At 71.6% G+C, this 24,770-nt stretch carries 25 protein-coding genes and 1 pseudogene; 8 read left to right on the top strand and 18 right to left on the bottom strand.

Features of this window, described 5'->3' with window-relative positions:
* The first annotated feature begins 25 nt into the window (after positions 1-25).
* Complete coding sequence (locus OG990_RS28350) at positions 26-3,724, top strand: discoidin domain-containing protein (protein ID WP_406077716.1); 3,699 nt, start codon at positions 26-28, stop codon at positions 3,722-3,724.
* Here the strand turns inward: OG990_RS28350 and OG990_RS28345 are convergent.
* Positions 3,711-4,526, bottom strand: a complete 816-nt coding sequence (locus tag OG990_RS28345) for a crotonase/enoyl-CoA hydratase family protein (RefSeq protein WP_406077715.1) — start codon at positions 4,524-4,526, stop codon at positions 3,711-3,713. The genes OG990_RS28350 and OG990_RS28345 overlap by 14 nt on opposite strands.
* Before the next feature lie 118 nt (positions 4,527-4,644).
* Between OG990_RS28345 and OG990_RS28340 the strand changes: the two genes are divergently transcribed.
* Positions 4,645-5,496, top strand: a complete 852-nt coding sequence (locus OG990_RS28340) for a Rieske 2Fe-2S domain-containing protein (RefSeq protein WP_328422426.1) — start codon at positions 4,645-4,647, stop codon at positions 5,494-5,496.
* A 344-nt stretch (positions 5,497-5,840) separates the two neighbouring features.
* Here OG990_RS28340 and OG990_RS28335 read toward each other — a convergent pair whose 3' ends face one another.
* From OG990_RS28335 to OG990_RS28280, 12 genes are read right to left on the bottom strand one after another with little or no spacing between them, the layout of a single operon-like run.
* The gene (locus tag OG990_RS28335) at positions 5,841-7,262 is read right to left on the bottom strand and encodes a LysM peptidoglycan-binding domain-containing protein (RefSeq protein WP_406077714.1); all 1,422 of its coding nucleotides are present in this window, start codon (positions 7,260-7,262) and stop codon (positions 5,841-5,843) included.
* A gap of 14 nt (positions 7,263-7,276) precedes the next feature.
* The gene (locus OG990_RS28330; protein ID WP_406077713.1) at positions 7,277-7,726 is read right to left on the bottom strand and encodes a pilus assembly protein TadG-related protein; all 450 of its coding nucleotides are present in this window, start codon (positions 7,724-7,726) and stop codon (positions 7,277-7,279) included.
* The gene (locus OG990_RS28325) at positions 7,723-8,190 is read right to left on the bottom strand and encodes a TadE/TadG family type IV pilus assembly protein (RefSeq protein ID WP_406077711.1); all 468 of its coding nucleotides are present in this window, start codon (positions 8,188-8,190) and stop codon (positions 7,723-7,725) included. Before OG990_RS28325 ends, OG990_RS28330 begins: the two co-directional genes overlap by 4 nt.
* Positions 8,187-8,630, bottom strand: coding sequence for a TadE/TadG family type IV pilus assembly protein (locus tag OG990_RS28320; RefSeq protein ID WP_386985879.1), 444 nt, complete (start codon positions 8,628-8,630; stop codon positions 8,187-8,189). The genes OG990_RS28325 and OG990_RS28320 overlap by 4 nt, the downstream gene beginning before the upstream one ends.
* A 5-nt stretch (positions 8,631-8,635) precedes the next feature.
* Positions 8,636-8,839, bottom strand: a complete 204-nt coding sequence (locus OG990_RS28315; protein WP_386985877.1) for a hypothetical protein — start codon at positions 8,837-8,839, stop codon at positions 8,636-8,638.
* A gap of 24 nt (positions 8,840-8,863) precedes the next feature.
* Positions 8,864-9,730: a type II secretion system F family protein gene (locus OG990_RS28310; RefSeq protein ID WP_386986752.1), complete on the bottom strand. Its 867-nt coding sequence runs from the start codon at positions 9,728-9,730 to the stop codon at positions 8,864-8,866.
* Positions 9,731-9,738: 8 nt separating this feature from the next.
* Entirely contained in the window at positions 9,739-10,641 is a 903-nt protein-coding gene (locus OG990_RS28305; RefSeq protein WP_406077710.1) for a type II secretion system F family protein, read from the bottom strand.
* Positions 10,642-10,650: 9 nt separating this feature from the next.
* Positions 10,651-12,192: a CpaF family protein gene (locus tag OG990_RS28300; protein WP_406077709.1), complete on the bottom strand. Its 1,542-nt coding sequence runs from the start codon at positions 12,190-12,192 to the stop codon at positions 10,651-10,653.
* Complete coding sequence (locus OG990_RS28295) at positions 12,182-12,982, bottom strand: ParA family protein (protein ID WP_406077708.1); 801 nt, start codon at positions 12,980-12,982, stop codon at positions 12,182-12,184. The genes OG990_RS28300 and OG990_RS28295 overlap by 11 nt, the downstream gene beginning before the upstream one ends.
* Before the next feature lie 2 nt (positions 12,983-12,984).
* Positions 12,985-13,644 (bottom strand): SAF domain-containing protein, encoded by a 660-nt coding sequence (locus tag OG990_RS28290; protein ID WP_406077706.1) that lies wholly within the window; start codon positions 13,642-13,644, stop codon positions 12,985-12,987.
* A 37-nt stretch (positions 13,645-13,681) separates the two neighbouring features.
* Positions 13,682-14,641, bottom strand: a complete 960-nt coding sequence (locus tag OG990_RS28285) for a hypothetical protein (RefSeq protein ID WP_406081919.1) — start codon at positions 14,639-14,641, stop codon at positions 13,682-13,684.
* Positions 14,635-15,171: a hypothetical protein gene (locus OG990_RS28280; protein WP_406081917.1), complete on the bottom strand. Its 537-nt coding sequence runs from the start codon at positions 15,169-15,171 to the stop codon at positions 14,635-14,637. Before OG990_RS28280 ends, OG990_RS28285 begins: the two co-directional genes overlap by 7 nt.
* Before the next feature lie 896 nt (positions 15,172-16,067).
* Here OG990_RS28280 and OG990_RS28275 point away from each other — a divergent pair.
* The 3 genes from OG990_RS28275 (at position 16,068) to OG990_RS28265 (ending at position 17,899) form a co-directional block, all read left to right on the top strand.
* A complete protein-coding gene (locus OG990_RS28275) occupies positions 16,068-16,766 on the top strand; it encodes a prepilin peptidase (protein ID WP_406081915.1) in 699 nt (232 codons plus the stop codon).
* 297 nt (positions 16,767-17,063) lie between these two features.
* Positions 17,064-17,741, top strand: a complete 678-nt coding sequence (locus tag OG990_RS28270) for a hypothetical protein (RefSeq protein ID WP_406076957.1) — start codon at positions 17,064-17,066, stop codon at positions 17,739-17,741.
* The gene (locus OG990_RS28265) at positions 17,738-17,899 is read left to right on the top strand and encodes a hypothetical protein (RefSeq protein ID WP_406076958.1); all 162 of its coding nucleotides are present in this window, start codon (positions 17,738-17,740) and stop codon (positions 17,897-17,899) included. The genes OG990_RS28270 and OG990_RS28265 overlap by 4 nt, the downstream gene beginning before the upstream one ends.
* Before the next feature lie 331 nt (positions 17,900-18,230).
* Here OG990_RS28265 and OG990_RS28260 read toward each other — a convergent pair whose 3' ends face one another.
* Positions 18,231-18,860 (bottom strand): phosphatase PAP2 family protein, encoded by a 630-nt coding sequence (locus OG990_RS28260; protein ID WP_406077705.1) that lies wholly within the window; start codon positions 18,858-18,860, stop codon positions 18,231-18,233.
* 351 nt (positions 18,861-19,211) lie between these two features.
* A complete protein-coding gene (locus tag OG990_RS28255; protein WP_406077704.1) occupies positions 19,212-19,676 on the bottom strand; it encodes a hypothetical protein in 465 nt (154 codons plus the stop codon).
* Positions 19,677-19,883: 207 nt separating this feature from the next.
* Between OG990_RS28255 and OG990_RS28250 the strand changes: the two are divergent.
* A pseudogene (locus tag OG990_RS28250) lies at positions 19,884-20,620 on the top strand (SAM-dependent methyltransferase).
* 68 nt (positions 20,621-20,688) lie between these two features.
* Entirely contained in the window at positions 20,689-20,838 is a 150-nt protein-coding gene (locus OG990_RS28245; protein ID WP_406077703.1) for a hypothetical protein, read from the top strand.
* 45 nt (positions 20,839-20,883) lie between these two features.
* On the opposite strand, the gene OG990_RS28240 is transcribed toward OG990_RS28245, so the two are convergent.
* The 3 genes from OG990_RS28240 to OG990_RS28230 all read right to left on the bottom strand — a co-directional run bounded on the left by OG990_RS28240 (position 20,884) and on the right by OG990_RS28230 (position 23,704).
* Positions 20,884-21,930 (bottom strand): P1 family peptidase, encoded by a 1,047-nt coding sequence (locus tag OG990_RS28240; RefSeq protein ID WP_406077702.1) that lies wholly within the window; start codon positions 21,928-21,930, stop codon positions 20,884-20,886.
* Between the two features lie 30 nt (positions 21,931-21,960).
* Positions 21,961-23,142, bottom strand: coding sequence for a low temperature requirement protein A (locus OG990_RS28235; protein WP_406077701.1), 1,182 nt, complete (start codon positions 23,140-23,142; stop codon positions 21,961-21,963).
* Positions 23,143-23,290: 148 nt separating this feature from the next.
* Positions 23,291-23,704 carry a VOC family protein gene (locus OG990_RS28230; protein WP_406077700.1) on the bottom strand — a complete coding sequence of 138 codons (414 nt, stop codon included), beginning with the start codon at positions 23,702-23,704 and terminating at the stop codon, positions 23,291-23,293.
* Positions 23,705-23,900: 196 nt separating this feature from the next.
* Between OG990_RS28230 and OG990_RS28225 the strand changes: the two genes are divergently transcribed.
* Positions 23,901-24,695: a hypothetical protein gene (locus OG990_RS28225; RefSeq protein WP_406077699.1), complete on the top strand. Its 795-nt coding sequence runs from the start codon at positions 23,901-23,903 to the stop codon at positions 24,693-24,695.
* The last annotated feature ends 75 nt before the right edge of the window (positions 24,696-24,770 follow it).

The raw sequence follows: 24,770 nt of genomic DNA, 5'->3' as shown, positions 1-24,770 counted from the left end.
CCCCCGAAAGAGGTGTAGCGACGCCATGTCCAGATTCGGTACCAGACGAGGCACCCCGCCGACCGGCGCTCCCGATCCCACTCGCCGAACCACCCGTACCGGCCACCGGCGGCTCCTCGCCGGCGTACTCGCCGGGCTGCTCCTGACCGCCGTGCCGGCCGTGACCCCCGCGACCGCCGCACCGGCGGCGGACCCCTCCGCGTCCGCCGCCCGCGCCGCCCTGCTCGCCGGGCTCTCCGCCACCATGACCGCCAGCAGCCACAACCAGAACTACGTGGCGAGCAACGCCAACGACGGCAACGCCGACACCTACTGGGAGAGCGCCAACAACGCGTTCCCGCAGTGGATCCAGGCCGACCTGGGCGCCACGGTCAGCGTGGACCGGGTGGTGCTCAAGCTGCCGCCGCCGTCGGCCTGGCAGACCCGCACCCAAACGCTGTCCGTGCTCGGCTCCACCAACGGCTCGTCGTTCACCACCCTGAAGGCGTCCGCCGGCTACACCTTCAACCCGGCCACCGGCAACACCGCCACCGTCAGCTTCACCGCGGCCAGCACCCGCTACGTGCGGGTGCAGGTCACCGGCAACACCGGCTGGCCGGCCGCCCAGTTCTCCGAGGTCGAGGTCTACGGCGCCGTCGGCAGCCCCGACACCCAGGCCCCCAGCGTCCCCGGCAACCTGGCGTACACCCAGCCCGCCAGCGGGCAGATCCGGCTCACCTGGTCCGCGTCCACCGACAACGTCGGCGTGACCGGGTACGACGTCTACGCCAACGGCGGACTGCGCGGCAGCGTCAACGGCTCGACGCTGACGTACACCGACAGCCAGCCGGACAGCGCCACCGTCTCGTACTACGTCCGGGCCAAGGACGCGGCCGGCAACCAGTCGGCGAACAGCAACACCGTGACCCGGACCGGCACCGGCAACCCGCCGACCGGCACCAACCTGGCGATCGGCAAGCCGATCACCGCCTCCGGGTACGTGCACACGTTCGTGGCCACCAACGCCAACGACAACAACGTGGCCACCTACTGGGAGGGCAACGGCAACCCGAGCACGCTGACCGTGCAGCTCGGCGCGAACGCCAGCCTCAGCCAGATCGTGCTGAAGCTGAACCCGGACTCGGCCTGGGGTGCGCGTACCCAGAACATCACCGTGCTCGGCCGGGACCAGGGCTCCTCGACCTTCACCACGCTGGTCGGTGCCGCGAACTACAGCTTCAGCCCGGCCAGCGGCAACACGGTGACCATCCCGGTCACCGGTGCGGCGGCCGACGTACGGCTCTCGATCGCCTCGAACACCGGCGCCCCGGCCGGGCAGGTGGCCGAGTTCCAGGTCTTCGGCACCCCGGCGCCGAACCCGGACCTGACCGTCACCGGCATGTCGTTCAGCCCGTCCGCGCCGGTCGAGACGAGCACCATCACGCTCTCGGCGACCGTGCGTAACGCCGGCTCGGCGGCCTCCGGTGCGACCAACGTCAACTTCTACCTGGGCTCCACCCGGATCGGCACCGCGTCGGTCGGCGGCCTCGCGGCCGGCGCCTCGACCACCGTCAACGCCAACATCGGCACGCGTGACTCGGGCAGCTACCCGCTCAGCGCGAAGGTCGACGAGTCGAACACCGTCGTCGAGCAGGACGACACCAACAACAGCTACACCAACCCCAGCCCGCTGGTGGTCGGCGCGGTCGCCAGCTCCGACCTGGTCGCCTCCGCGGTCGACTGGTCGCCGGGCAACCCGCCGCCCGGCAGCACGGTGACCTTCTCCGTATCGATCCGCAACGCCGGCAACGTCGCCTCGGCGTCCGGCGCGCACGGCATCACCCTGACCGTGCTCAACGAATCCGGCACCGTGGTCCGTACCCTGACCGGCTCCCACTCCGGCGTGATCAACGCCGGCGCGACGGTCGGCCCGATCAACCTGGGCACCTGGACCGCCGCGAACGGGAAGTACACCGTCCGGGTGGTGCTCGCCGTCGACGGCAACGAACTGCCGGTCAAGCAGACCAACAACACCAGTGACCGCCCGCTCTTCGTGGGGCGCGGCGCCAACCTCGGCTACGACATGTACGAGGCCGAGGACGGCACGACCGGCGGCGGGGCCGGGCAGGTCGGGCCGAACCGGGACATCGGCAACCTCGGCGGTGAGGCGTCCGGACGGCGGGCGGTGACCCTGAACAGCACCGGCTCGTACGTCGAGTGGACCACCCGGGCGGCGACCAACACCCTGGTCACGCGCTTCTCGATCCCGGACTCGGCCGGCGGCGGAGGCATCGACTCGACGCTGAACATCTACGTCAACGGCACCCTGCACAAGCCGATCAACCTGACCTCCAAGCACATCTGGCTCTACGGAGCCGAGGCCAGCCCGAGTGACTCGCCGAGCGCCGGCCCGCCCCGGCACCTGTACGACGAAGCGAACGTCATGTTGAACTCGACCATCCCGGCCGGCAGCAGGATCCGGTTGCAGAAGGACCCGGCCAACACCACCACGTACGCGATCGACTTCATCAACCTGGAGCTGGTCGCACCCCGGGCCAACCCGGACCCGGCCCGGTACCGGCCGCCGACCGGCTTCAGCCACCAGGACGTCCAGAACGCGCTGGACGCGGTCCGGATGGACACCACCGGCAACCTGATCGGCGTCTACCTGCCGGCCGGCACCTACGAGACCGCGCAGAAGCTCCAGGTGTACGGCAAGCCGATCACGGTGGTCGGCGCGGGCATGTGGTACACCCGCTTCCAGACGCCGACCGGCCAGCAGAACACCGACGCGGGCTTCCGGGTGGAATCCTCGGCCAGCGGGTCGTCCTTCTCGCACCTGGCCTTCTTCGGCAACTACACCAACCGCATCGACGGGCCGGGCAAGGTCTGGGGTGAGTTGAAGGACGTCGACAACATGACCCTGGACAGCGTCTGGGTCGAGCACACCGTCTGTGCGTACTGGGGGGTGAGCGTCAGCGGGCTGACCATCCGCAACAGCCGCTTCCGCAACACCTTCGCCGATGGTGTGAACCTGACCAACGGCAGCACCAACAACCTGATCACCAACACCGAGGGGCGGTCGAACGGCGATGACGCCTTCGCCCTCTTCTCGGCCACCGACCAGGGTGCGTCGACCTCCAACAACGGCAACGTGTTCGAGAACCTCTCGGCCACGCTGACCTGGCGGGCGGCCGGGCTGGCGGTCTACGGCGGCTACAACAACATCTTCCGCAACCTGTACATCGCGGACATGTTGACGTACTCGGGGGTCACCATCAGCTCGCTGGACTTCGGCTACCCGTTCATCGGGTTCGGGGCCAGCCCGCCGACCCAGTTCCAGAACATCTCGCTGATCCGGGCCGGTGGGCACTTCTGGGGATCGCAGACGTTCCCCGCGATCTGGGTCTTCTCCGCCTCGAAGGAGTTCCGCGGTATCCGGGTGTCCGACGTGGACATCGTCGATCCGACGTACACCGGGATCATGTTCCAGACCAAGTACAACGGGTCGCAGCCGGAGAACCCGATCACGGACACGGTCTTCACCAACGTCTCGATCAGCGGCGTCCGCAAGAGCGGTGACGCGTTCGACGCGAAGTCGGGCTACGCGATCTGGGCCAACGAGATGCCGGAACCCGGTCAGGGCCCGGCGGTCGGCTCGGTCACCTTCAACAACCTGCGACTGACCAACAACTACCAGGACATCCGCAACACCACGTCGACCTTCACCATCAACCGCAACTGATCTCGCCGGTAGCCGATGCCGCCGGGAGGCTCACCCCTCCCGGCGGCATCGCGCCGTGCCGGCCCTCGCCGCCAGCGAACCGGGCCGCACCGGCGGCCGCGTCGGCAGCCAGCGAGTCCATCCCGTACGCCAACTCGATCGCCAGGGCCTCCGGCTCGGGCCGGCCCGCGCCGGCCAGCAGCGCCGCCCGGTCGTTGCGCAGGCAGGTCTGTGGGTGCCGGGCGATCTCCGCGGCCAGTTCCTCGGCCGCGGCCCGCGCCTGGCTGGGCGGCACCAGCCGGTTGACCAACCCCATCGTGTACGCCTCATCCGCCGGCACCGGCCGGCCGGTGAGGATCAGGTCCAGTGCGCGGCTCTCACCGATCAGTCGGGGCAGCCGGACCGTGCCACCGTCGATCAGCGGCACCCCCCAGCGGCGGCAGAACACCCCGAGCGTCGCGTCGGACTCGGCGACCCGCAGGTCGCACCAGAGCGCCAACTCCAGCCCGCCGGCCACCGCGTACCCGGAGATCGCCGCGATCACCGGCTTGCCCAACGTCATCCGGGTCGGACCCATCGGGCCGTCCCCCTCCGGCTCGACCCGGTTGCCGCTCGGGGTGCCGATCGCCTTGAGATCGGCACCGGCGCAGAACGTGCCGCCGGCTCCCCAGAGCACGGCCACCGCCGCGTCCGGGTCGGCGTCGAAGGCCCGAAAGGCGTCGGCCAACGCCCGAGCGGTCGGCCCGTCGACCGCGTTCCTGGCCGCCGGCCGATCCAGCACCACCGTGGTCACCGGCCCGGCGCGCTCCACCCGTACACCCATCGGCCCAGCATGCCCGCCGCGCTCCGCCGGGACAATCCTCGTCGATCTTGCACGTTTCGCTACGGGTTTAGTCACCGTCGACCGGTTTGCGACCGCGTTCGCCGGGAAGTCGGTACAGGTGCGAGCGCTATTGACGAAAGTTGAGCAGGCATCCCGGCTGGACCGGGCAGGTGACCGCCTGCAGCGGGTGGTCCTCGGCACGCTGCGTCCGCGGCGGCTGCGGGACCTGCTGCACGGGGTGACGCTGGGGCACCCGCTGCATCCGGCGATGGTGCAGGTGCCGCTGGGTTCCTGGACGAGCGCCGCGGTGCTGGACCTGATGCCCGGGCAGCACCGGCCTGCCACCATGCTCGTCGGCCTGGGCACCGTCAGCGCGTTGCCGGCTGCGGTCGCCGGGCTGAACGACTGGGCGGCGCTCTCCCGGGACCAGCGCCGGGTCGGCCTGGTGCATGCAGCGGCGAACACTGTCGGCGTGACGCTCTACGCCGGCTCGCTGGCCGCGCGGCTCGCCGGCCGGCACGGCGTCGGCCGTGCCCTCGGCTATCTCGGGCTCTCCGCCGTGAGCCTCGGCGCGTACGTCGGCGGTCACCTGGCGTACAAGCAGGGGGCGCAGGTCAACCAGAGCATCTCCGAGCTGCATCGGATGAGCGAAGGCTGGCATTCGCTGACCGAGATGGCGGCGCTGCCGCAACGCACGCTGGTCACCCGGGAGGTGGACGACGTCTCGGTGATCCTCTACCGGCACGGTGAGGAGGTCACCGTGATGCTGGAGCGCTGCCCGCACCAGAGCGGGCCGCTCGGCGAGGGCGACGTCCAGGAGATCGACGGCCACGCCTGCGTGGTCTGCCCGTGGCACGGCAGCGCGTTCCGGCTCAACGGCGGCGAGGTCGTGCAGGGGCCGTCCGGCAGCGACCAGCAGATCCTGCCCACCCGGATCCAGAACGGCGTGTTGCAGACCCGACTGCCCTGAACGGCTGTCCGCCCGGTCGCCCTGGCTGGAGCGCGCCCCACCACCGACGCCCGCGTCGCTGAGGCTCTATGCCGCTAGGACATGTTGCTTCCGGCGTTGATACCTCAGAGGCATATTTATACCTCTGAGGTATCGCGCTCTTTAGTGCGACGCCGCCGGCAGGCCCGGCGAATGCGACGTCATTGCCACAGCAGCAGCCGGGAGTCGGGAGCCGGCCGTCGACACGATGAGATCGATCGAGCCGCTGATTCCGGTGCGGGCTGGGGAAGGCCCGGCAGCGGCGGTGGCGCGCACATCGCGGCTAGCCCGTTGTGCGACCTGGGTCGGGACGGGCAGGCACCGGGTCAGCTGCGCCGGTGCCGACCGACCGAAGGTCCGTCCGGCACGGAATCCAGGCCAGGCCCGCCGGCCAGCAGGCCATCGCCTGCGTCAGTGCCCCAACCCTCGTCACTGCCCCAACCCTCGTCGCCACCCGAACCCTCGTCGCCACCCCAACCTTCGTCGGCACCCCAAGCCGGCGCGCCGGCAGGTGCCGTCCCACCGGCGGTCGGTGCCGTGGCTTCGATGGCCGGTGCCGTCCGGACGGGGGGCCAGGTGGCGCCGCTCCCGGCCGGGCCGTCGCCGAGCTGCCGAGTGGGGGTGCCGCCGGTCGGGGTCCTGTCGCCGGTGGTTCGGCTCGTGCTGTCGATGCTCCGGCCCGCACCGCCGCGGGGCGTGCGGGTGGATGCGGCCAGCCGGGGAGCCGCACCGGCGGTGGCCGGCCGGCGACGCAGCCCGAGCACCGCGCCGATCTGGGCGCCGACGATGCTTGCCACGGCCAGCACGGCGGAGACCGCCAGCGGACGGTTCACCCGGTCACTGGTGCCGGCCCGGGCCGCGCCGACGGTCATGGCGGGCGGTTGACCGGCTGACTCCGTACCGCTGGGGGGCGCCGGGGCCACCCGCTCCGGTGCGGTCCGTTCGGGCGCCGACCGGGGCGGCGGCGGCTTGGGCGCGGCGGGCCTGCCGGCCAGTCGGCCGGTGGCGTGCGGCCGGGCGCCCTGGTCGGCGGCCTCGGCCGGCAGCCGGAGGAGTTGGCCGGGGTGGATCCGGTCCGGGTCGTCCAACCGGTTCAGCTCGGCAAGTCGTCGGTAGTCGGCGAACTCGTCCAGGTAACGCTCGGCCACCTCGCCGAGATAGTCGCCGCGTGCGACCCGGTACACCGGCGCCGCCTCATCGCTGGCAGCGGGCCCGGCGGGCGCGACCAGCCCGAGCGGCCCTGCGACGCGCGGGGCGGCCACCGCATGGGCCGTACCCATCGTCGATGTCGACGCGGGACCGGCCTGGGTGGTGACGGCCGGCGCGTACGTCGGAGCGGCGTAGACCGCCGCGGCGCTGGCGGCGGCCGGGCTGGCGGCGAGGATCAGCGCGACCGAGCCGACCAGCGCGGCGGCCGCCTTCTGCTGGCGGCCCATCCCGGGCAGCTTCGGCGCAGGCCGGCGCAGGCTCTGCGCTCCCAGTTCGACCAGGACGGAGAAGGCGAACGTGGCCCATCCGAACCAGCCCGCCACAGCCAGCGCCCGCAGGAAGAGTTGACCATCGTCCCGGCTGGTCAGCGCGGTGCCCACCTCGGTGATGGTGGGCAGGTGGTCGGGCAGGGGGTTGCCGGCGAAGGCGATGAGCGCGACGGGTGCGCCGGCCAGCAGCGCGCAGAGCACGATCAGTGCGCCGACGCCGGTGAGGATGCGTCCGGTCCGCCGTACGACGGACCGACCCGATACGGGCATGGCTGCCTTCCTTCCTACGGTCCTGCCGTGATGGCCCGGGCGGTCGCCTCGCCGGTGACGGTGACCCGGTCGGTGAAGCCGAACAGCCCGAGCATCGAGCGGCGGTAGGTGATCGTGACGCGTACCCGGATCAGGGTTTGCCCGGCGACCTGCGGGAAGCGCACGTCGTGCCCCGTGGTGCCGGCGGTGGCCAGGTAGTTGCGGACAGCGATGCGGGCCTGCGGCTGGTCGATCCGCTTCGGTCCGCCCTCGATCGCGGTGGCCCGGTCGATGGCCTGCCCGCCGGCCCGGGCCGCCTCGGCGGCCAGATTGTCGGCGCGTTGCAGGGTGCGCAGCTGCCCGGCGCCGTCGAAGGAGAGGCCCACGATGGCCAGGACGCCGATCATCGCCACGGCCAGGAAGATGCTGACCCGGCCATGCTCGCCCGTGGGTGGCCGTCGGGGTGCCGGTGCGTTGGCGGTCATTGCCGGCTCCGGTAGCGGTCGAGCGGGGAGGTGAAGCGCGCCGTTATCCGGTTCTCGATCGGCATCCCGGGGACCGCGTCGAGCGAGATGTCCCGGAAGGACACCACACAGGCGATCTCGACGGTGACCGTGGCGTCCTGACCGACCGCGCTACGGAAGGCTGCGTCGAAGCTGGTGGGCTTGCCGGCCACCGAGCCGGAGAACGTCGGGTTCAGGGCATTGGTGCAGGCCAGGCCGTGCCAGTCCAGTTGCTTGCGGGCGGCCGCCCGCGCCTCGGCCCGGGCGGTGCCGGAGTTCCGGGAGATCGAGGCGGCGCGGGCCGCGTCGTGCGCGGCGGCGTCGATCGCCTCCGCCGCCACCGCGCTGCGCCCGGCCACGCCCGCGAGCACCATCAGCGCGATGAACGCGGGTGCGAGCACCGCCACCTCGATGGAGACCGAGCCCCGCTCGGTGCTGCGGCTCACGGGTTGGTCACCCGTTCCACCGTCCCGTGGGCGGTCTGCCGCACCGGGAAGTCCACGCCGGGCACGACCGACAGGGACCGGCCCTGCACCGTGCACGTCACCTCGGTATCGGTGGTCACGCAGCTCGGGCCGGTCTTGTCCCAGCCCTTCAGCCAGCCGCCGGTGGCGTTCAGGAACCTCGTGGCGCTGGCCGACCCGGCACCGTCCCTGGCCTCGTACAGCCGCTCGGCGTTGACTCCGCTCTGGGCGGCGTTCAACGCTGTGGAGCGGGCCAGGAAGACGGCCGCGACCTGGAGCGACGCGAAGAGCAGCACCAGGATCAGCGGCATCACCACGGCCAGCTCCACCGGGTTGGCTCCCCGCTCCCGGTCGCCGGCCGCGAGTCGGCGCCGGGCGGCGGTGACCGCCCGGCGCCAGCTCGGGAACGCGGCTCGGCACATGCCGGCTACTTCGGGTTGGTGTGGGCCGGGATGGCCTTCATCCAGTCGTTGGCCTTGCCCAGGGCCAGGCCGGTGACGATCGTCGCCACGAAGACCAGACCGAAGATGATCACAGCGGTCGGCACCGGGCTGTCACCGCGCTCTCCGTCACGGCGCAGCTCGGCCAGCCGCGTCGTCACCACGACGTGCAGGTAGCTGAGGATGGACATGGCGTACTCCTTCTCGGGGTGGGGTCAGATGCGGGAGATGAACGGATAGACGACGAAGCCGAGCAGCACGAAGACGAGCAGTGCGCCCGGGATGTCGAGTCGGCTGGTCACCCCCTCGGCGCGGGCGAGGTTGTCGGTGCGGATCTGGTCGCGTAGCGAGTCGGCCCGGCTGCGCAGGGTCTCGTGCACCTGCGCTCCCTCGCTGCCGGAGGAGCGCATGATCGCGCCGACGTCGCCCAGCTCCGGGATGCCGATCTTGTCGGCGAGGTCGCGCAGCTCGTCCCAGGGCGAGTGCATCTGCATCTGGGCGATCCGCAGCGACTCCTGGATCCGGTCGAACACCCAGCCGTCGCAGACCGCAGCCGCGCGCTCCAACGACTGCACCGGCCCGTGCGCGGCGGAAAGCTGCAACGCCACCAGGTCCAGGTAGGTGCAGACCGCCTGGCGGAACTCGTCCCGGGCGGTGTCGGCCTTGGTCAGCACCGCCCGGTGCGCCAGCAACCCACCGATCAACGCCAGACCAAGGCTGCCCAGCACCGGTACGACCAACGGCAGCGAGATGCCGAGCACGTAGAGCGCCACCCCGAGCAGGGTCGGCGTGGCCAGCCCGATCAGCGCGGAGAGCAGCACCGACAGCGCGTACTGCTCGGGGGTCTGACCGATCAGGGCGAGCTGCCGGTGCGGCGGTCGCAGCCACCGGGAAAGCCCGGCCAGCCAGTCCAGCTGCCGGGAGGTGGGAGCGGCGACCCGGCCGGTACCCGCAGGTTGGTGCAACCGGCGCAGTGCGGGCCCGAGCGCCGGAGTCGCCGGCACCAGCTCGCGGACCACCAGGAAGAGGCCCAGCCCGATCGCGGCCCCGCCACACACCGCGATGGCCAGGTGCACGTTCATGATCGCGCTCACGCGATCACCTCCTGCGGGTCCGGCGCCGGCAGGAACCGGGCCGGCCGCTGCGGCTGGCTCATCGACCGCACCCAGGCCAGCAGGCCGATGAAGGCGGCGCCGAGGGCGGCCATCACGATCTGACCCACCGGCGTGCCGTACGGCTCGATGTACTCGGTGTTGATCAGCCCGTACGCCAGGGTCGCCAGGGTCATACCGGTGAGGAAGCGGACCGCGAACCGCGGCTGCGTGCGTTTGGCCTCGATCTCCCGTCGGGTGGCCACCTCCGCGGCCGCTGCGCCGGCGATCGAGCCGAGTACGTCACCCAGCCGCTCGCCCCGGTCGGTGAGGTGCAGGATCAGCGCCGCCACCACCTGGTCGCAGACCGGGTCACCGATCTCGTCGGCGAACGCCAGCAGCGCGGAGCGGGCCAGCCAGCCGGCCTGCAACCGGGCGGCGAGCAGCCGGACCTCGTCCTCGATCCCGGGCGGCACGCTGCCGAGCGTGCCGATGATCGACTGTTGGAGGCCCTGCCCGGTGCCGGAGACGTCCTTGAGTCGGCGGGTCCACTCGCCGACCGCCTCGACCCGGGCGATCGCGCGCTGCTCGGCCTTGCCCACCCCGAACAGCCACGGGGTGCCGGGCACCGCCGCGGCCACCAGCAGACCCACCACCGGCAGCCCGGTCAGCAGGAAGGCCAACGCGCCGGCGACCAGCGCGGCGAGCAGCAGCACCTGGTAGGCCCGCTGTTCGCCGGGGGTGGTGCCGGAGCCGCGCCACAGCCGGCTCAGACCCGGCCCGGCGCCCGGGCCCGGCCCGGCGGGTCGGCGAGTGCCGATCAGCGCGACCACGGCCAGCAGCAGCCCGGCGACACAGGCGGCCCCGGAGACCACCGCGATCAACTCAAGGCTGTTCGTCATCGGGTCAGGTCACCGCCGCGCCAGTCGGGTCTGCCGGGGCCGCCGCCAGGCGCCGGTGCCGGCCTCGATCCACCGGGTCAGCAGCCGGGCGTCGTAGCCCACCCGCAGCAGTTGGTCGCGGACCCGTTCCGGCAGGTGCCGGGGGACCGCGCGGCCGTCCGGACCAGGCCCGAAGACGGTGGTCGTGGTGATCCGGCCGGCTTCGCCAGCCCCGATCACCTCCTCCACATGCGAGACGAACCGGTGCTTGCGCCCGCCGATCGCGGTCTCGTCCTCGACGGTGACGTAGACGATCAGGTCGAGGGCGTTGCCGGCCATCCGGCGGGCCTGGTCCACGGTCATCTCGCGGCCGTGCGCCAGCGCCAGCTCGACGATCCGTTCACCCACCCCGGCGGACGTGCGGGCGTGGATGGTGCACATCGAGCCCCGGCTGGTCGTCATCGCCTGGAGCATCGGCACGATCTCCCGGGACCGCACCTCACCCACGATGATCCGCAGCACGCCCATCCGCAGTGAGAGCGGGATCAGGTCAGCGATGGTCACCTCGCCGGCCGGCCGGCCGTCGAAGCCGCGCTCACCGTGCCCCTCCCGTGCCTCGAAGCTCATCACCGCCCGGTGCCGCTCCCGGCGGCGGGCCGGCAGCAGCTCCCGGCTCTCCTCCAGCAGCACGTACGGCTCGTCGGGCGGGATCTCGTTCATCAGCGCCCGGATGATCGTGGTCTTGCCGGCGCCGGCCAGCCCGGCGACCATGATGTTCAGCCCGGCGCGCATCGCGGCCCGGAGGAAGTCGCGCAGCAGCGGGTCGATCATCTCGTCCAGGTCACCCCGGGCGCCGGCCAGGTCGTCCAGGCTCACGTCCAGGGTGTTGTGCTTGCGGATCACCGCGTACGGGCGGTGGCTGACCAGGAACACCGCGGCCAGCCGGCTGCCGTCGGGCAGTTGCAGGTCGAGGGTGGGCTTCACGGTCGACAGGGACCGCTCGGTCGCGCCGGCCCGGCGAGCCGCCGCCTGGAGGATCTCCACCAGCTCGCCGTCGCTGTCGGCGATCGGCTCGGCCCAATCCACCCCACCGCCGTGCCGGGTGATCCGAACCTGGTCGCAGCCGAGGATGTGCACCTCCTCGATGGTGTTGTCGACCAGGAGGGTCTGCAGTCGGCCGAGCCCGACCAGCTCGGCGGTCACCTGGTCGAGCAGCAGGCGTTCCTCCCCAGAGGCCATCGGGGTGCCGGCCCGGCGGACCGCGTCCGCGTACTCGGCGACCACCGCGACGGCCAGCCGCGCCCGCTCGGTGTCCTCCTCGTCGACGGTGAACTCCCGGCCGCGCTGCCACAGGGTGAGCCGTTCGGTCAGTTCCCGGCGCAGCTCCCGGACCACCTGGAAGTCCATTCGGGGGCGGGGCGGCGGCTCCGGCGGCGCGCTGGCCGCGGGCGTTGGCGCCGGCATCGGCGCCGACTGGGGGTGCCGGCCGTTTGCCGGGGGTAGCGGCGGCGCGATGGAGGTGGCGCCCGGCGGTTGCTGGCGCGGGTCTGCGGAGACCGGTTCAAACCGCATCCGGCACCCCCTGCTGCACCGGCCAGGCCAGCCGGGCCCGCCGCCGCTCCAGCAGCGCGCCGACCGGCACCTCCAGGGCGGCCGCCGCGCGCAGCAGCGGCCGTCCGGCCCGCACCGTCCCACCCAGGCCGAGCACCCCGGCGGTACGCGGGTCGTGCGGCAGCCGGGCGATCACCGGCAGCTTCAGCGCGCGGCTGATCTCGGCACGCCCGTGCCCGTCGCCGACCAGCAGCAGCCGCAGGGTGCCCGGTGGCACCCGGTGCTCGGCGAAGTCCCGTTCGATCGCGGTGACCACCGCCCGGGTGCCGGAGAGATCCGGCAGTTGTGCCCGGGTCACCAGCAGCACCACCGAGGCGGCCCGCAGGAGCGGCCACGGCGGACCGGTGACGTGCAGCCGACCGCAGTCGACCAGCACGTCGTAACCGGGAGTGCCCCGGTCCAGGGCGTTGAAGTGATCGGCGAAGCGCTGCCACAGGGGGGTGACGCTGCCGGCCTGCGTCGGGTCGACCAGCCCGGGCAGCAGCAGTCGTTCCCGACGGGGCGCGTCCAGGTCGACCAGTTGGGACCAGAACGCGGTCTCCAGGTTGCCGTCGCGCAACTCCCCGACGGCCAACTCGCCAATACCGCGCGGCCCGTCCAGCTGACCACCCAGGTAACCGGCGAGGATCGACCCGCCGGCCGGGTCGCACTCGGCGAGCACCAGCCGGCGGTGCCAGGCCAGCGCGCAGGCCAACGCCGAGGTGGTGACACCGGGTGAGCCCTTCGCGGACACCAGCGCGATGATGGCCATGCTCAGGCCGCCTCGGTCAGCACGACGGCGATCCGCTCCTCCGCGGCCAGCGCCACCACCGCGGGTACGTCCCGGACGGCGAGCGCCAGGTACAGCACCTTGTCGTCGTTCGCCGGGCTGTCCGTGTCGATCACGATGGCCGAGAACCGGGTGCCCGCAGCGGCGGCTTCTCCGTCGGCATCGTCGTCCGGGGTGCTGACCAGGAGGACCTTGTCCCCGGGGTGCAACTCGCGCGCCGGCACCTGCGCAGTCTTCAAACCGAGCGCGATCTGCTGCTGGCCGGGGCCGAGCAGCGGGTCGTCGGTGACCTGCCCCAGCGTGAGAAGGGTGCCCGGGACCAGCGCCACGGCGGCCCGCTTGCCGACCACCTCGTCCAGCCTGCCGGCGGGCACCGGGCGCAGCCCTTGACCACCGGCGACCTGCACGGCGACCAGGTCGGCGGCGCTGATCTCCCGGCCCACCTCCACCGGCCGGGCCACCGCGAGGTAGCTGCCGGTGGCCCGGACCGAGGTGACCGCGAACGCCGCGCCCAGCCCACCCAGGGCGATCAGGAGTACGGCCAGGCCGAGCAGGCCCGGGCGGACCCGGCGCTGGCGGACCACCTTGGGCGGGCTGGCCGGCGCGTCCACCGACCCGGTCCCGTTGCGCGTCGCGAGACTCACCGGGCCACCGCCGTCCAGAGCCGCTCGTTCCTCGCGTTCATCGCGTCATCACCTGGAGTTCGTTGATCTGGATCGGCACGGTGCCGCTGGTCCGGGTCTGCGGGATCTCGCCGCTCTCGCCACCGCCGCTCCAGGTCACCGTCCAGTGCGTGGTGGCGCCCACCCGGTAGGTGCCGGCCTTCGGGTAGCCGCTGTCGTAGCCGCAGTCCGGGGAGGGCTTGCCGGCATGACTGCCCTTCGCGTTGTACGCGGTGCCGGGGCCGGTGCAGGTCACCGTGTCGTTGTTGCCCATGTCCCAGACGATCCGGCTGACCTTCGCCTCGATGGAGACGGTCAGCCCGCGGTCGGTGGCGGAGGCGGTCAGTGGGCCGAAGTAGCTGGCGCTCGGCGTCGCCCACATCCAGACCGGCAGGCCGACCAGGCCGGGGCCGACGCTCTTGCGGGGTGCCACCTTGAGCCGGGCCGGCAGCAGTTTGATCGACGCCAGGGCGCGGCGGGCCAGCTCCTCGGGATCGGGCGGCGCCCCGAAGCCGGGCGGTGGCTCATCCAGCAGCACCACGTCCTGGGCACCCACGTCGCCGCCGTTGCAGGTTTGCAAATACCACTGCTGTCCCTCGGGCGGCTCGACCGGCCCCTCGGTCAGCTTGTAGTAGCACCCGTCGCTGTTGTTGAACCAACCGAACAGGTCGTCGTAACAGGGGATGGTCTTCCCGCCCCACTGGCAGACACCGCCCCCACCGCCGCCGCCGGAGTCCCCGCCGCCGTTGTCCCCGCCACCGCCGGGACCTCCCGGCGTCCCGGGCTCGTCGTCCCAGACGCTGCAGTCCGGCTGGTCGGGCGGGCACTCGCCGCCGGGGTCGGCGCGCTGGGCGGCGACCGCCGGCAGGGTTCCGCCGACCGCCAGCAGCAGCGCCAGGCCGAGCCCGGCGAGCGCCCGGCGGGGCGTCCCGGCCCGGGCGGTACGGGCCGGGGCGCCCCTTCCTCCCCAGGTCAGCACGGCTGGTCCCGGTGCGCCGCGCTGGAGTTGATCAGCCACCGGCCGTCGCGATAGCGGGCTGCCGTGGCGGTGGCGAAGTGCCGGCCGCCCCCAGTGCCCGGGACCACCCGCTGGTCCTTGGCGTAGACCAGCCGATAGCCGGTCGTATCCAGGCAGTCCTGGATCTCCACGGTGGCCGGGTTCGAGTCCAGGCTGACGGCGGTCACGGTCGGGTCGGACTTCAGCGTTCCGGTACGCATCGCGCCGTGCTCCTTGGCCTCGCGAATGGACCATCGGATCCGAGTGAGCAGCGGATCGGCGAGGAACCGGGTCAGTTCCGGCGCACGCGGATCACTGCGGCGGCTCGCCGTGCGCGAGGCCGCGAGATAACCGGAGTACGCGTCGAGTGCCGCCTTTTCCGCGGCCCGCCGTTCGACCTCCGGATCCGCCCGTTGCTCATCGCCCCGGACCGCCGCCGGCCTTTCGACGGCCTCCCGTCCGCTGCCGCAGCCGGTGACTGGCACCGCCGCCACGACCGTCAGCAGGCAGATTGCCGCTCGCCTGAGCTGCCGTCCGCGCACCGTCGAGCCTCCTCGTGGTCGCCCGGTGCGGCGACGGATCACCGCCGCCGGGCATGCGGAAGCGCGCCCGGATCAGCACATCCGGAGCCGTTCATTGCGCTTCTACATTCACCGTTACGGATCTTCTACAAATGCAATGTCCTGTGTAGTCCAGTTGTTGTGGTGAGGCTTGCGTCGCACCCAAGGGGCGAGCATAGGCTGACGCTCGCCGATGCAACAGAGGCAATTCAAGTGAACACTCTCCGTGATGAAGGGTGGTGGTGGCGGGTGTCCGTGCCGCGCTCCGGGCGATTGCCGACCGAGGGGCTGCCGATGGGTGGACGCCGCCGGGCCGGACGACCCCGACCTGACCCCTCCGCCGGTCCCGGGAGTGGGACATCGCGGCGTCATCCCGGCATCCGGTCGGAGTTGCGGGCCGGTCGACAAACGTCGCCGATCGGCGCGGTGGCCGGCACGCACCCGGCCCGGGAGGCCGCCGGGCGGCCGATCGCGCAGGTCGCTTTCTGCGCCATCCGCTACACCAAAGCGATCGTTCAGTCACGATCCGTGTTCGCCTTCACGGGTGGCGCCTGGCGCGCGGTGGGGTCGACATGGCGCTGACCGGCCCCTCGGCGGCCACCCCCGGTCAGGAAGACCCACCCGATCGGAGCCCTGCGCCCCAGTCGTCCGGTGGCGGTGGTGTCAGGTTCGACCCTCGGACGAGGGCCGGGAACGCCGAGCTGACCGAGACCACACCGACGGCACCCGCCGGACGAGCGGCCTCCCAGCCGGCGAATGCCGCGCCGCCGGATACCCCGGGTCTCCGGCGATCGGCGGGGATCGTGGCGGCCACCCCGCGCATCTCGATCTCGGGCCTGCTGGCGATCATGGCGGCCAGCCCGGTGCTGCGGTTGGCCGCCCTGCGCTACGCCGTACCCCCGAGCACCGCCAGCCGGACCGGCTGCGACGCCTGCGGCGAGCCGGTCCGCCTGACCCGGCCCTGGCCCGCGCTGGGACCGACCGGCCGGTGCGGTCGCTGCCGATCCCGGCTCGGCCCGCGGCCCGGCATGGTCGAGTTGGCCACGCTCGCCGCAGTGGTCCTGCTGGTGCTGGTCGGCCCGCCGGTCGGGGTGCTGCCGGCGCTGGCGTGGTGGCTCGGCTGGACGGTCCCGGCGGTCTTCGTCGATCTGGCCGTGCATCGGTTGCCGGACCGGCTTACCCTGCCGGCGGCAGCCGGGACCTGGCTGCTGCTCGGTGCTGCCGCACTCGGCGATGCCGAAACAGGGGACTGGCTGCGCGCCGTCACCGCCGGCGCAGGGCTGGCGCTGCTCTTCGCCGGCAGCACGTTGCTGCTCGGCCGCCGTGGCTTCGGGCTGGGCGACGCCAAGCTGGCGCTCAGCGTGGGCGCGCTGCTCGGCTGGTACGGCTGGCCGGTCCTGATGTTCGGGCTGTTGTTCGCGTTCGGGCTGTCCGCGCTGGTCAGCCTGGGGCTGCTGGCCGCCCGGCGCGCCCGATGGAGCAGCCACCTGCCGTTCGGCCCGTTCCTGCTGCTCGGCACCGTCGGCGCCCTCCTGACAGCCAACTGACCACCCGCCTCCCAGACCTCCCCGCCCGCCCGCAGTCGCCCGGGCCACCCGACCGCTCGCCGCCAGCCCGGCCCGCCGCCCAGCCGCCCGCCGCCCGCTGCAAGATCGCGCTCGATCCTGGAGCTTGTCTCATCCTGTTTGGGCTGGTGGGGTGGTGTTGACAGGACGAGTCGTGGGGTCGCGGCGCTGGTCAGGGTGTGGTGATCTTCGCTGATGATCGACTGCCCTCGGGAAGGTTCGATCTGTTCCGGTGTTGCGCGTGGCTCATAGCAGGGCCCTCGGTGAGGGTTGCAGGTCGTGACACACGACAACACGCCCACCGAGGGCCATGCTCTGGTCTACCAGGTCCATCTGCCCTTGTCGACGAAGTCGCTGACCATGATCACTCAAGCGATCCGCCGGTATCGCCGTGGTGTGCGCTCGCGGTGGCGCAAGCTGCCCGATGAGCAGGTCGCCCTCATCGTGCTGGCCGTGCTCCGCCATGATCAGCGTCCCGCCGACCTCGCCGCCGCCTACGGGGTGTCGCATCACAGCGTGCGCCGCTGGGTTCGGCAAACCATCACCACTCTCGCCGCGATGGCGCCCCGCCTGGACCGAGTCCTCACCCACACCGCCCGCACCAGCAGTGAGGACCCGCTGCTGTTCGACGGCACCTGCCTGCCCGTGCACCGCCCGAGCGGCCGCGCCGAACGACGCCTGTGGTGCGGCAAACACAAGGCTCACCACCTACGCGTACTCACCCTCACCGACCACCACGGCCGGCTGCTCTGGATCTCCGCCGCCGCCGGCGCCCGCACCCACGAAGCCACCCAAGCCAAACGCCTACGCCTACCCACCCGGCTACGCCGTCATGACCTCGCCGTCATCTGCGACCGCATCCACACCCGCCTCGACGACCAACCCGAGAACCCCACCGTCATCACCGGACGACGCGGCAACCGCCACCACCCCTCACCCCCGCCCAACACAGCGTGAACACCCTGCTCAGCCGCGAACGCGCGGCCAATGAACACGCCCACGCTCACCTCAAGAACTGGCGCATCCTCACCCGACTACGCCACGGCTGGCGCCCACACGCCACCACCCTGCTACGCGCCCTACTCGTGCTGACCAACACCGAAATCAACCGCTAGACAGATGATCAACACCGAAGATCCACACCCGCACACCAGCACCCCAACCACACCACCACGACCTGTCAACCATCCCTGAGCAGCCCAAACAGGATGAGACAAGCTCCAGGATGTAGTGGTCTCGTTCGTGGCCGAGGCCACTACAACCAGGATCGAGCGCGATCTCGCCGCCCGCGATCTCGCCGCGCGCCCGGCCCGCCGCCCGCTGCCCGCGGCCTTCTGCAAGATCGTGTTCGATCCAGGATGTAGTGGTCTCGTTCGCGGTCGAGGCCACTACAACCAGGATCGAGCGCGATCTTGGGACGGCAGGCCCGGCCTGAGCCGGGTGGGGTCAGGAGCGGGGTGGACGGGCCAGGTCGGGGACCGGGTGACGGGTGCGGTCGGCCCGGCGGCGTAGTGCCTCGGCTGCCAGGCGGGCCAGCAGCGGGGTGGTCAGCGCAGCGACCAGGGCACCGAGCAGTACGCCCGCAGCCACGTCGTGCGGGTAGTGCACGCCCACGAAGACCCGGGAGAAGGCGGCCAGCGCGGCCAGCGGCAGCGCGACCAGTCCGAACCGGCGGGACAGCAGCAGCGTGGTGACCGCCAGCGCTCCCGCCAGAGTGGCGTGATTGCTGGGGAACGACCAGTCGCCCGGGGGTGGGCAGGCACCCGCGATGATCGCCGAGCCAATCGTCCGGCACGGGCGATCTTCGTCCACCACCGTCTTGATCCACTCGCTGCCCGCGTACGCCAGGAGGGTCGGCACCGGCGCGACCAGGGCGAGCGCCCGGTCGCGCGGGCCGCCGGACAGGCGGCTCAGCGCGGCCATCAGCAGCAGCGCGCCGAGCAGCAGGATCACCCCCTCGGTGGCGTGCCCGACGAACCACTGCACCGGTTGCGGGCTGTCGGCGGCGACGTCGACCATGTCGCGGTACCAATCGGCGCTGATCTCCGGAACGTCCACGTTGCCGGTTTCCACCATGAATCACCTCACCAAATGTTCATACCCCGTTCACCTGGGAGAAAGCGTAGAAAGCGGCACTGGGTATCGCAGGAGTCGAAGGTCGGGACCGCCTCCCGACCTTCGTCCAGTGATCACACAGTCGACTCTGCTTGTCTGATCAGGGACGTCGATGAGGGTGTGCCGTGCGGGATACCGGGCAGCCACGTCAGCCGCGTACGAGTGCGCAGCCGCGGTGAGCAGTTGCGGGTCACCGGCACCACGCCGGTCACCCGGTCGATGCCGCCGCTGCCCGACCCCGGGACCGAGCGGCAGTCACCGCCCGGTCGCCGCCCCGCCCATCGCTCGGCCGGCTGACCCGCCAGGGTCCGTTCAGGTCGGCGCGGGACCGCCGGCCATCCGCTCGCGGACGGCCTCCAGCTCCTCGAAGGCGTACGCCCAGTTGTGGCACTTGAAGCTGCGCAGGCCCTCGATCGCGGTGCGGCAGTCGGCGCAGCGGACGCCGGGGATGGCATCCGGCACCTCGGTGTTGATGTACTTGTGCTCGCCGAGGATGACGGTGGCGATCATGGCCTTGTCGTGCAGGCCGGAGAGCGCCGACGAGACGATGTCGTACCAGGTGATCCGCCGGCTGCATTTCGGGCAGTCCGGCTCGTCGCCGCTGACCCAGAGCGGGGCGCCGATGCTGCGCGCCGGCATGCCGAGCAGCTTCTCCAGCCGCCGGACGTCCGATTCCGGGGTGGTCCACCGATGCCGGCCGGGCAGCGACGCGGGCGAGTCGTACACGGCGCGGAACAGGTCGTGGTCGACCCGCACGGTTTCCCGCTGACTGGTCATCGGCGTCGCTCCTCGATGAGTCGGTGCCCCCACCGTGGTCGGCCGTGACCAGGGGCGCAGCCGGATCAACGACACGAGGGGTCAGCGGGTCGTCGTCCCGGCTGCTAGACATCGAGATCCGACCTCGCCGTCGAAGGGAACCCCCTCGTGACCGACCAGCCGGCACCCGACCCGACCGACGTCAGCGCCCGACCCAACGTCGCCCGGATGTATGACTACTTCCTGGGCGGTAGCCACAACTTCGCCGCTGACCGGGCCGCCGCCGAACGGGTGCTCGAACTCTTCCCGGAGACCGGGGTCGCCGCCCAGACCAACCGGCACTTCCTGCGCCGGGCCGTCCGGTACGCCGCCGAGCAGGGCGTCCGCCAGTTCCTCGACATCGGCGCCGGGTTGCCCACGCAGGGCACCGTGCACGAGGTGGTGCAGACGGTGGCGCCGACGCTCGGGTGGTCTACGTCGACTACGACGAGGTGGCCGTCGCGTACGCCCGGCAGTTGCTGACCGGCGCGCCCGGGACCGCGGTCGTCCAGGGCGACCTGCGCCGGCCGGACGAGCTGCTCGCCCACCCGGACGTGCGGGGCACCCTCGACCTGGACCGCCCGGTGGCGGTGCTGCTCCTCGCGGTGCTGCACTTCGTGTCGGACGACGACGACCCGTGGGCGGCGATCGCCCGGCTGCGCGACGCCACTGCGCCCGGCAGCCACCTGGTGCTGTCCCACCTGACGCTGGACGGCATCCCGCCGGAGCTGGCCGAGCGCGGGCAGGCCGTTTATCGCAACAGCAGCGCCCCGCTGGTGCCCCGCACGCACGCCGAGACGCTGCGCTTCTTCACCGGGTACGACCTGGTGGAGCCCGGCCTGGTCGAAACCACCCGGTGGCGGCCGGACGGCGAACGGGAGGCCGTGGATTCGCACGGCTATGCCGGAGTCGGCATCCGCCACTGACCCGCTTTCGCCGCCAGCGGCGGATCCTGTTCTCCGTCGCGGTCCACCGGCGACTCTCCTGGGCGAGGGTGGTCGGCCTGTTCGCCCTTGTCCTCGCGGCGGTCGCCCTGCGACTTCCACTGGTGGCGGTCAGCGCGGTCGCCACCGGGGTGCTGATCGTGGTGGCAGTCCTGGACCAGGCCGACATCTTCACCTTCCGCCGCACCCGACCCCGCTGACGGCCGGAGTCTGGTGCTGCCCTGCTCCCGGCATCCCACGCCCGATCAGGCTGGCGCCGCCAGCCGGCCCGCCGCCGACAATCGCCGGATCATCGCCTCGTGCGGAACGGCGTGACTGGTACGACCGGCCACACCGGTGGTGGTGGTTGCCGTGAAGAGGGAGTTGAGCAGCGCTTCCTCGACCGAGTCCAGGACGGCGGCGAAGACCGGGTTGATCTCCCCGTCGGGGATGGGTTGCCGGTCCGGTGGTGCGGTGCTGAACGCGATCGCGTAGTCGCCGCTGCCGTTGCTGTAGGACGCCCCGACCCGGCCCATCGCGAAGACCGCCCGCCGGGCGAGCCGTCCGAGCTGCCGGGCGTCCAGGGGTACGTCAGTGGCCACCACGATCATGCAGGAGTTGCCGGGCGGTTCGCTCCGGTCGGCGTCCTGGATCAGCTCATCGACCGGCATCGGGATGCCGAGGACGGTCAGCTCTCCACCGAAGTTGGACTGGACGAGGGCACCGACCATCGCCGGACGGTCGGCCACCCGTACCGTCCTCGACGAGGTGCCGATGCCGCCCTTGAAGCCCAGCGTCGTGGTACCGGTGCCCGCCCCGACGCAGCCCTCCGCCGGCGGTTCGCCGGACGCCCCCGTGATCGCGGCGAGCACGTGTCCCTCGTTGATCGGGCGGCGGCGGATGTCCGAAAGGTGGCCGTCGTTGGTCTCGCCGACCAGGGGGTTGAACGACAGGCCCTCGGGGCGTCGGTCCATCAGGTGACTCAGCAGCGCGTCCGCCGCCCGGAAGACGGACAGCGTGGCGGTCAGGACGATCGGTGACTCGAGTACGCCGAGTTCGTCCACCTGTGTCGAGCCGACGAGCTTCCCGTGGCCGTTGCCGGAGTACACGGCGGCCGGCAGGGTCCATCGTCCCGGGCCGAGTTGGCTCGGTACGACGGCTGTGACGCCGGTGTGCAGGTCGGCGCCGTCGTCGATGGTGGTGTGGCCGACCAGGATTCCGGCGACGTCGGTGATCGCGTTGTGCGGGCCGGTCGGCAGCGGCCCGACGACGACCCCGAGGTCGCGGGCGCGGCGGCGGCTCGGCTGGTCCATGCTGCTCCTGTTGTCGTCGGATGGTTCCGGTTAGCCGGGCGGTGAGGGCGGCTCGGGTGGGCGCCCTCTCGCGTGGGCGGCATCGGAGATGGCAACCCCGGCCAGGACCGCGGTGGCGGCGAGGGTGGCCACGAGCGATGGTACGAGGAGCATGACCGGTGCCAGGGCGGCCAACGCGAGCAGCCCGATCGGTCGATCCCAGGACACCCGGGCGAAGACTGCGTACTCGAAGCGGGCACGCCCGGCCAGGAACAGCGCGGGCCCGCCGAGGATGACCGCGATCCAGGCCGGTTGAGGGTGCCCGGTCGGATGGGCGATGACGAGTTCGGCGCCGACAGCGGTCACGACGACGCCGGCCACCATGACCAGGTGGGCGTAGAACGCCGACAGGCCGAGGCGGGCCGGGTCGGAAGATCCGGCGATGGCCGCGGCCGACACTTCCCCGGCGCGGTAGATGTAGATGCGCCAGAGCAGCACGGTGGTGGCGATCGACACCAGGAATGCCGTGGTCCGGTCGGGCGCGAAGCCCTCGCCGCCGAGGGTCGAAGCGGAGACCAGGATCAACTCGCCGAGCGCGATGATGAAGAACTGCCGGTGACGCTCGGCCAGGTGCTCGGCCGCGCTCGGCAACTCGGAGGTCGGCGAGTGGCCCAGGCCGGGTATGGGGTAGCGGAGTTTGCCAGCCAGGTAGTCAAGGGCCACCGCCAGCGTCCACAGTGCCTCGCGCGCGGCGCCGTGCACGAGCGCCCCCGCGATCCACGGCACGGCAGACACGCCGAACCAGACAAGCGTCCGTACGGCGCCGCGCTGCAGTTCGTGGCCCCGCAGGGCGATCAGAAGGCCGAGGCTGCGACCAACCTGAATGGCGACGTACGCGCCCGCGAAGACGAGGCCCTGCGCGTCGAACACCTCGGGTAGTGCGACAGCCATCACCAGGCTGCCGACCAGGGTCGCGATGACCAGCGCCTGTATCGCCGGCCGCTGCGGGTCGAACCGGTCGGGGACTGTCGCCGTGCTGCACCACACCCACCACACCGCCAGCAGCAACACCATCGTGTGGAAGGCGCCGCGCCACGTGAGATCCCGGCTGAGCACCTGCGAGAGCTGGGTGAGCACGTAGACGAACGCCAGGTCGAAGAACAGCTCCAGGAACGTTGCCCGTTGCGGATCCCCGGGCTTCCGAAGCAGCTTGCCCGCCCTACTCGCCGTCATCGACTCGCCCGTTCTATGGCTTTTGCACGTGTCGAGGCATTCGTACCATGCGGCAGTGCTGATAGGCCCGGTCTGGTCGTTGGCCGAAGGCCCTGGATGGGCGGGGTGGTTCCCTCCCGCCCATCCAGGGTGGGTGCTGCTACGCGCTTTATTCGCTGACGACGTCGACGACCCAGACGACACCGAAGCGGTCCCGCAGCATCCCGTAGGCGGGCGCCCAGCCCGCCGGGCCCAGGGGAATCACCACGCTCGCCCCGGCGGAGAGCTTCTCCCAGTAGCCGGTGACCTCCTCGACCGTCTTGCCCCGCAGGGAGACGAAGAAGGAGTTCTCTCCCTGGTCGTAGGCCATTTTGGAGGGCACGTCGTACGCCATGACGTGAAAACCGTTCCCGGCGAGCACCTGGCCCCACATGACCTGGTCGGCCTCGGACTCCTCCTGGACGTTGCCGGCGTCCTTGTAGGTGACGAGGACGAGGTGGCCGTCGAACACGGACTGGTAGAACTCCAGCGCCGCGCGGGCGTCACCCCGGAAGTTCAGGTGGGTCGTGGTCGTGACGGACATGATGAGCTCCTTGCGCGTTCGGGTGGATGTCTGACGCTCGACAACCCTCACCGCGGAAGCGGCCAGGATGTGTCCTCTTCTGCGGGCAGAATGAGAAACATGCCGGGGTGCTGTTGCCGTCGGCTCCCTTCCGAGACATTTCTGTCGCGGGCCTTGTGGGCGGCGCGGCTTGTCCGGCGCGGGCATACTCACGCTCGTGGATCGCAGGAAACAGCAGATAGCGTCCGGCGTGGTGGTGCTCCTGGTTGTGGCGCTGGTGGGCGGCGCGTCGTGGGCGTTCCTCAACAAACTGGGGGGCCGGCTCGCGGACAAAATCGGCAATTCCGTTGACCTTCGGGAGAGCTCGGTCCACAAGAGCGCGGTGGCCGATGCTGCGGAGAAGGTCGACAGAGTCCTTTTCCGGTTCGAGTACGACCACCTCTACCAGGCTGACAAGTACGTGCACTCCGCAGGCCAGCACCCCGACGTCAAGGTCCTCGCGGTCAGCGGCGAGACGCACTGGCAGACCGGCGTGAGCCTGGTGCTCCAGGTGGTCGGTCATGGTGTGGAGATCGGCGCGGACGGCTCAGTGATCAAAGAACGCGACGAGCAGATCTGCTTTCGTATCCAGCTCGGCCCGGAGGACGACACCCGCGACGACGACATCGCCTGCCCGACGGAAGCTGCGGTACCGGTCACCAAGGACCCGTCGCTCGACGGCGTCGACGACCGCCTGAAGCACGCCCTCCAGTCCGCCGGCTCGAACGAAGCCGCCGTCCGCGCGGCGATCGTCGGCCTGCAGCTCGACCCGGCGATTCGCCAGGACGTCGCCGCGCGGGACGGCACGGTTGGCGTCGCCTTGCGAGCCTCGCAGTACGACTGCATCCTGGCCCGCGTCACCTCGAAGGGAGCGGAGCTTTGGCGGCCTTCGCACACCCAGCTAGCCCCGGGCGAGATGAGCTGCACCGCCGAGGTCGCCTTGAGCAGCGCTTTCGGGAAGTACCCGCACTGACACCGAATCCAGGTCGGTGACCTGGGCTGCGTGGCAAACTGACCGCGATCGTAGCTGCGCACGGTGGACAAACCC

Origin of the sequence: Micromonospora sp. NBC_00858, assembly GCF_045207365.1 — a bacterium.
Classification (GTDB): domain Bacteria; phylum Actinomycetota; class Actinomycetes; order Mycobacteriales; family Micromonosporaceae; genus Micromonospora.
Note: the sequence above shows the minus strand (reverse complement) of the source record. Positions and strands in the feature narration are given on the sequence as shown.

What these genes read in the sequence shown, in the direction of transcription:
- OG990_RS28255 (WP_406077704.1), bottom strand. Translation starts at nt 19,676, where the DNA reads ATGACCAGTCAGCGGGAAACCGTGCGGGTCGACCACGACCTGTTCCGC.
- OG990_RS28320 (WP_386985879.1), bottom strand. Translation starts at nt 8,630, where the DNA reads ATGTGCCGAGCCGCGTTCCCGAGCTGGCGCCGGGCGGTCACCGCCGCC.
- OG990_RS28230 (WP_406077700.1), bottom strand. Translation starts at nt 23,704, where the DNA reads ATGTCCGTCACGACCACGACCCACCTGAACTTCCGGGGTGACGCCCGC.
- OG990_RS28305 (WP_406077710.1), bottom strand. Translation starts at nt 10,641, where the DNA reads ATGACGAACAGCCTTGAGTTGATCGCGGTGGTCTCCGGGGCCGCCTGT.
- OG990_RS28300 (WP_406077709.1), bottom strand. Translation starts at nt 12,192, where the DNA reads ATGCGGTTTGAACCGGTCTCCGCAGACCCGCGCCAGCAACCGCCGGGC.
- OG990_RS28335 (WP_406077714.1), bottom strand. Translation starts at nt 7,262, where the DNA reads ATGCCCGTATCGGGTCGGTCCGTCGTACGGCGGACCGGACGCATCCTC.
- OG990_RS28240 (WP_406077702.1), bottom strand. Translation starts at nt 21,930, where the DNA reads ATGGACCAGCCGAGCCGCCGCCGCGCCCGCGACCTCGGGGTCGTCGTC.
- OG990_RS28310 (WP_386986752.1), bottom strand. Translation starts at nt 9,730, where the DNA reads ATGAACGTGCACCTGGCCATCGCGGTGTGTGGCGGGGCCGCGATCGGG.
- OG990_RS28295 (WP_406077708.1), bottom strand. Translation starts at nt 12,982, where the DNA reads ATGGCCATCATCGCGCTGGTGTCCGCGAAGGGCTCACCCGGTGTCACC.
- OG990_RS28345 (WP_406077715.1), bottom strand. Translation starts at nt 4,526, where the DNA reads ATGGGTGTACGGGTGGAGCGCGCCGGGCCGGTGACCACGGTGGTGCTG.
- OG990_RS28275 (WP_406081915.1), top strand. Translation starts at nt 16,068, where the DNA reads ATGGCGGCCAGCCCGGTGCTGCGGTTGGCCGCCCTGCGCTACGCCGTA.
- OG990_RS28350 (WP_406077716.1), top strand. Translation starts at nt 26, where the DNA reads ATGTCCAGATTCGGTACCAGACGAGGCACCCCGCCGACCGGCGCTCCC.
- OG990_RS28260 (WP_406077705.1), bottom strand. Translation starts at nt 18,860, where the DNA reads ATGGTGGAAACCGGCAACGTGGACGTTCCGGAGATCAGCGCCGATTGG.
- OG990_RS28235 (WP_406077701.1), bottom strand. Translation starts at nt 23,142, where the DNA reads ATGACGGCGAGTAGGGCGGGCAAGCTGCTTCGGAAGCCCGGGGATCCG.
- OG990_RS28315 (WP_386985877.1), bottom strand. Translation starts at nt 8,839, where the DNA reads ATGTCCATCCTCAGCTACCTGCACGTCGTGGTGACGACGCGGCTGGCC.
- OG990_RS28330 (WP_406077713.1), bottom strand. Translation starts at nt 7,726, where the DNA reads ATGACCGCCAACGCACCGGCACCCCGACGGCCACCCACGGGCGAGCAT.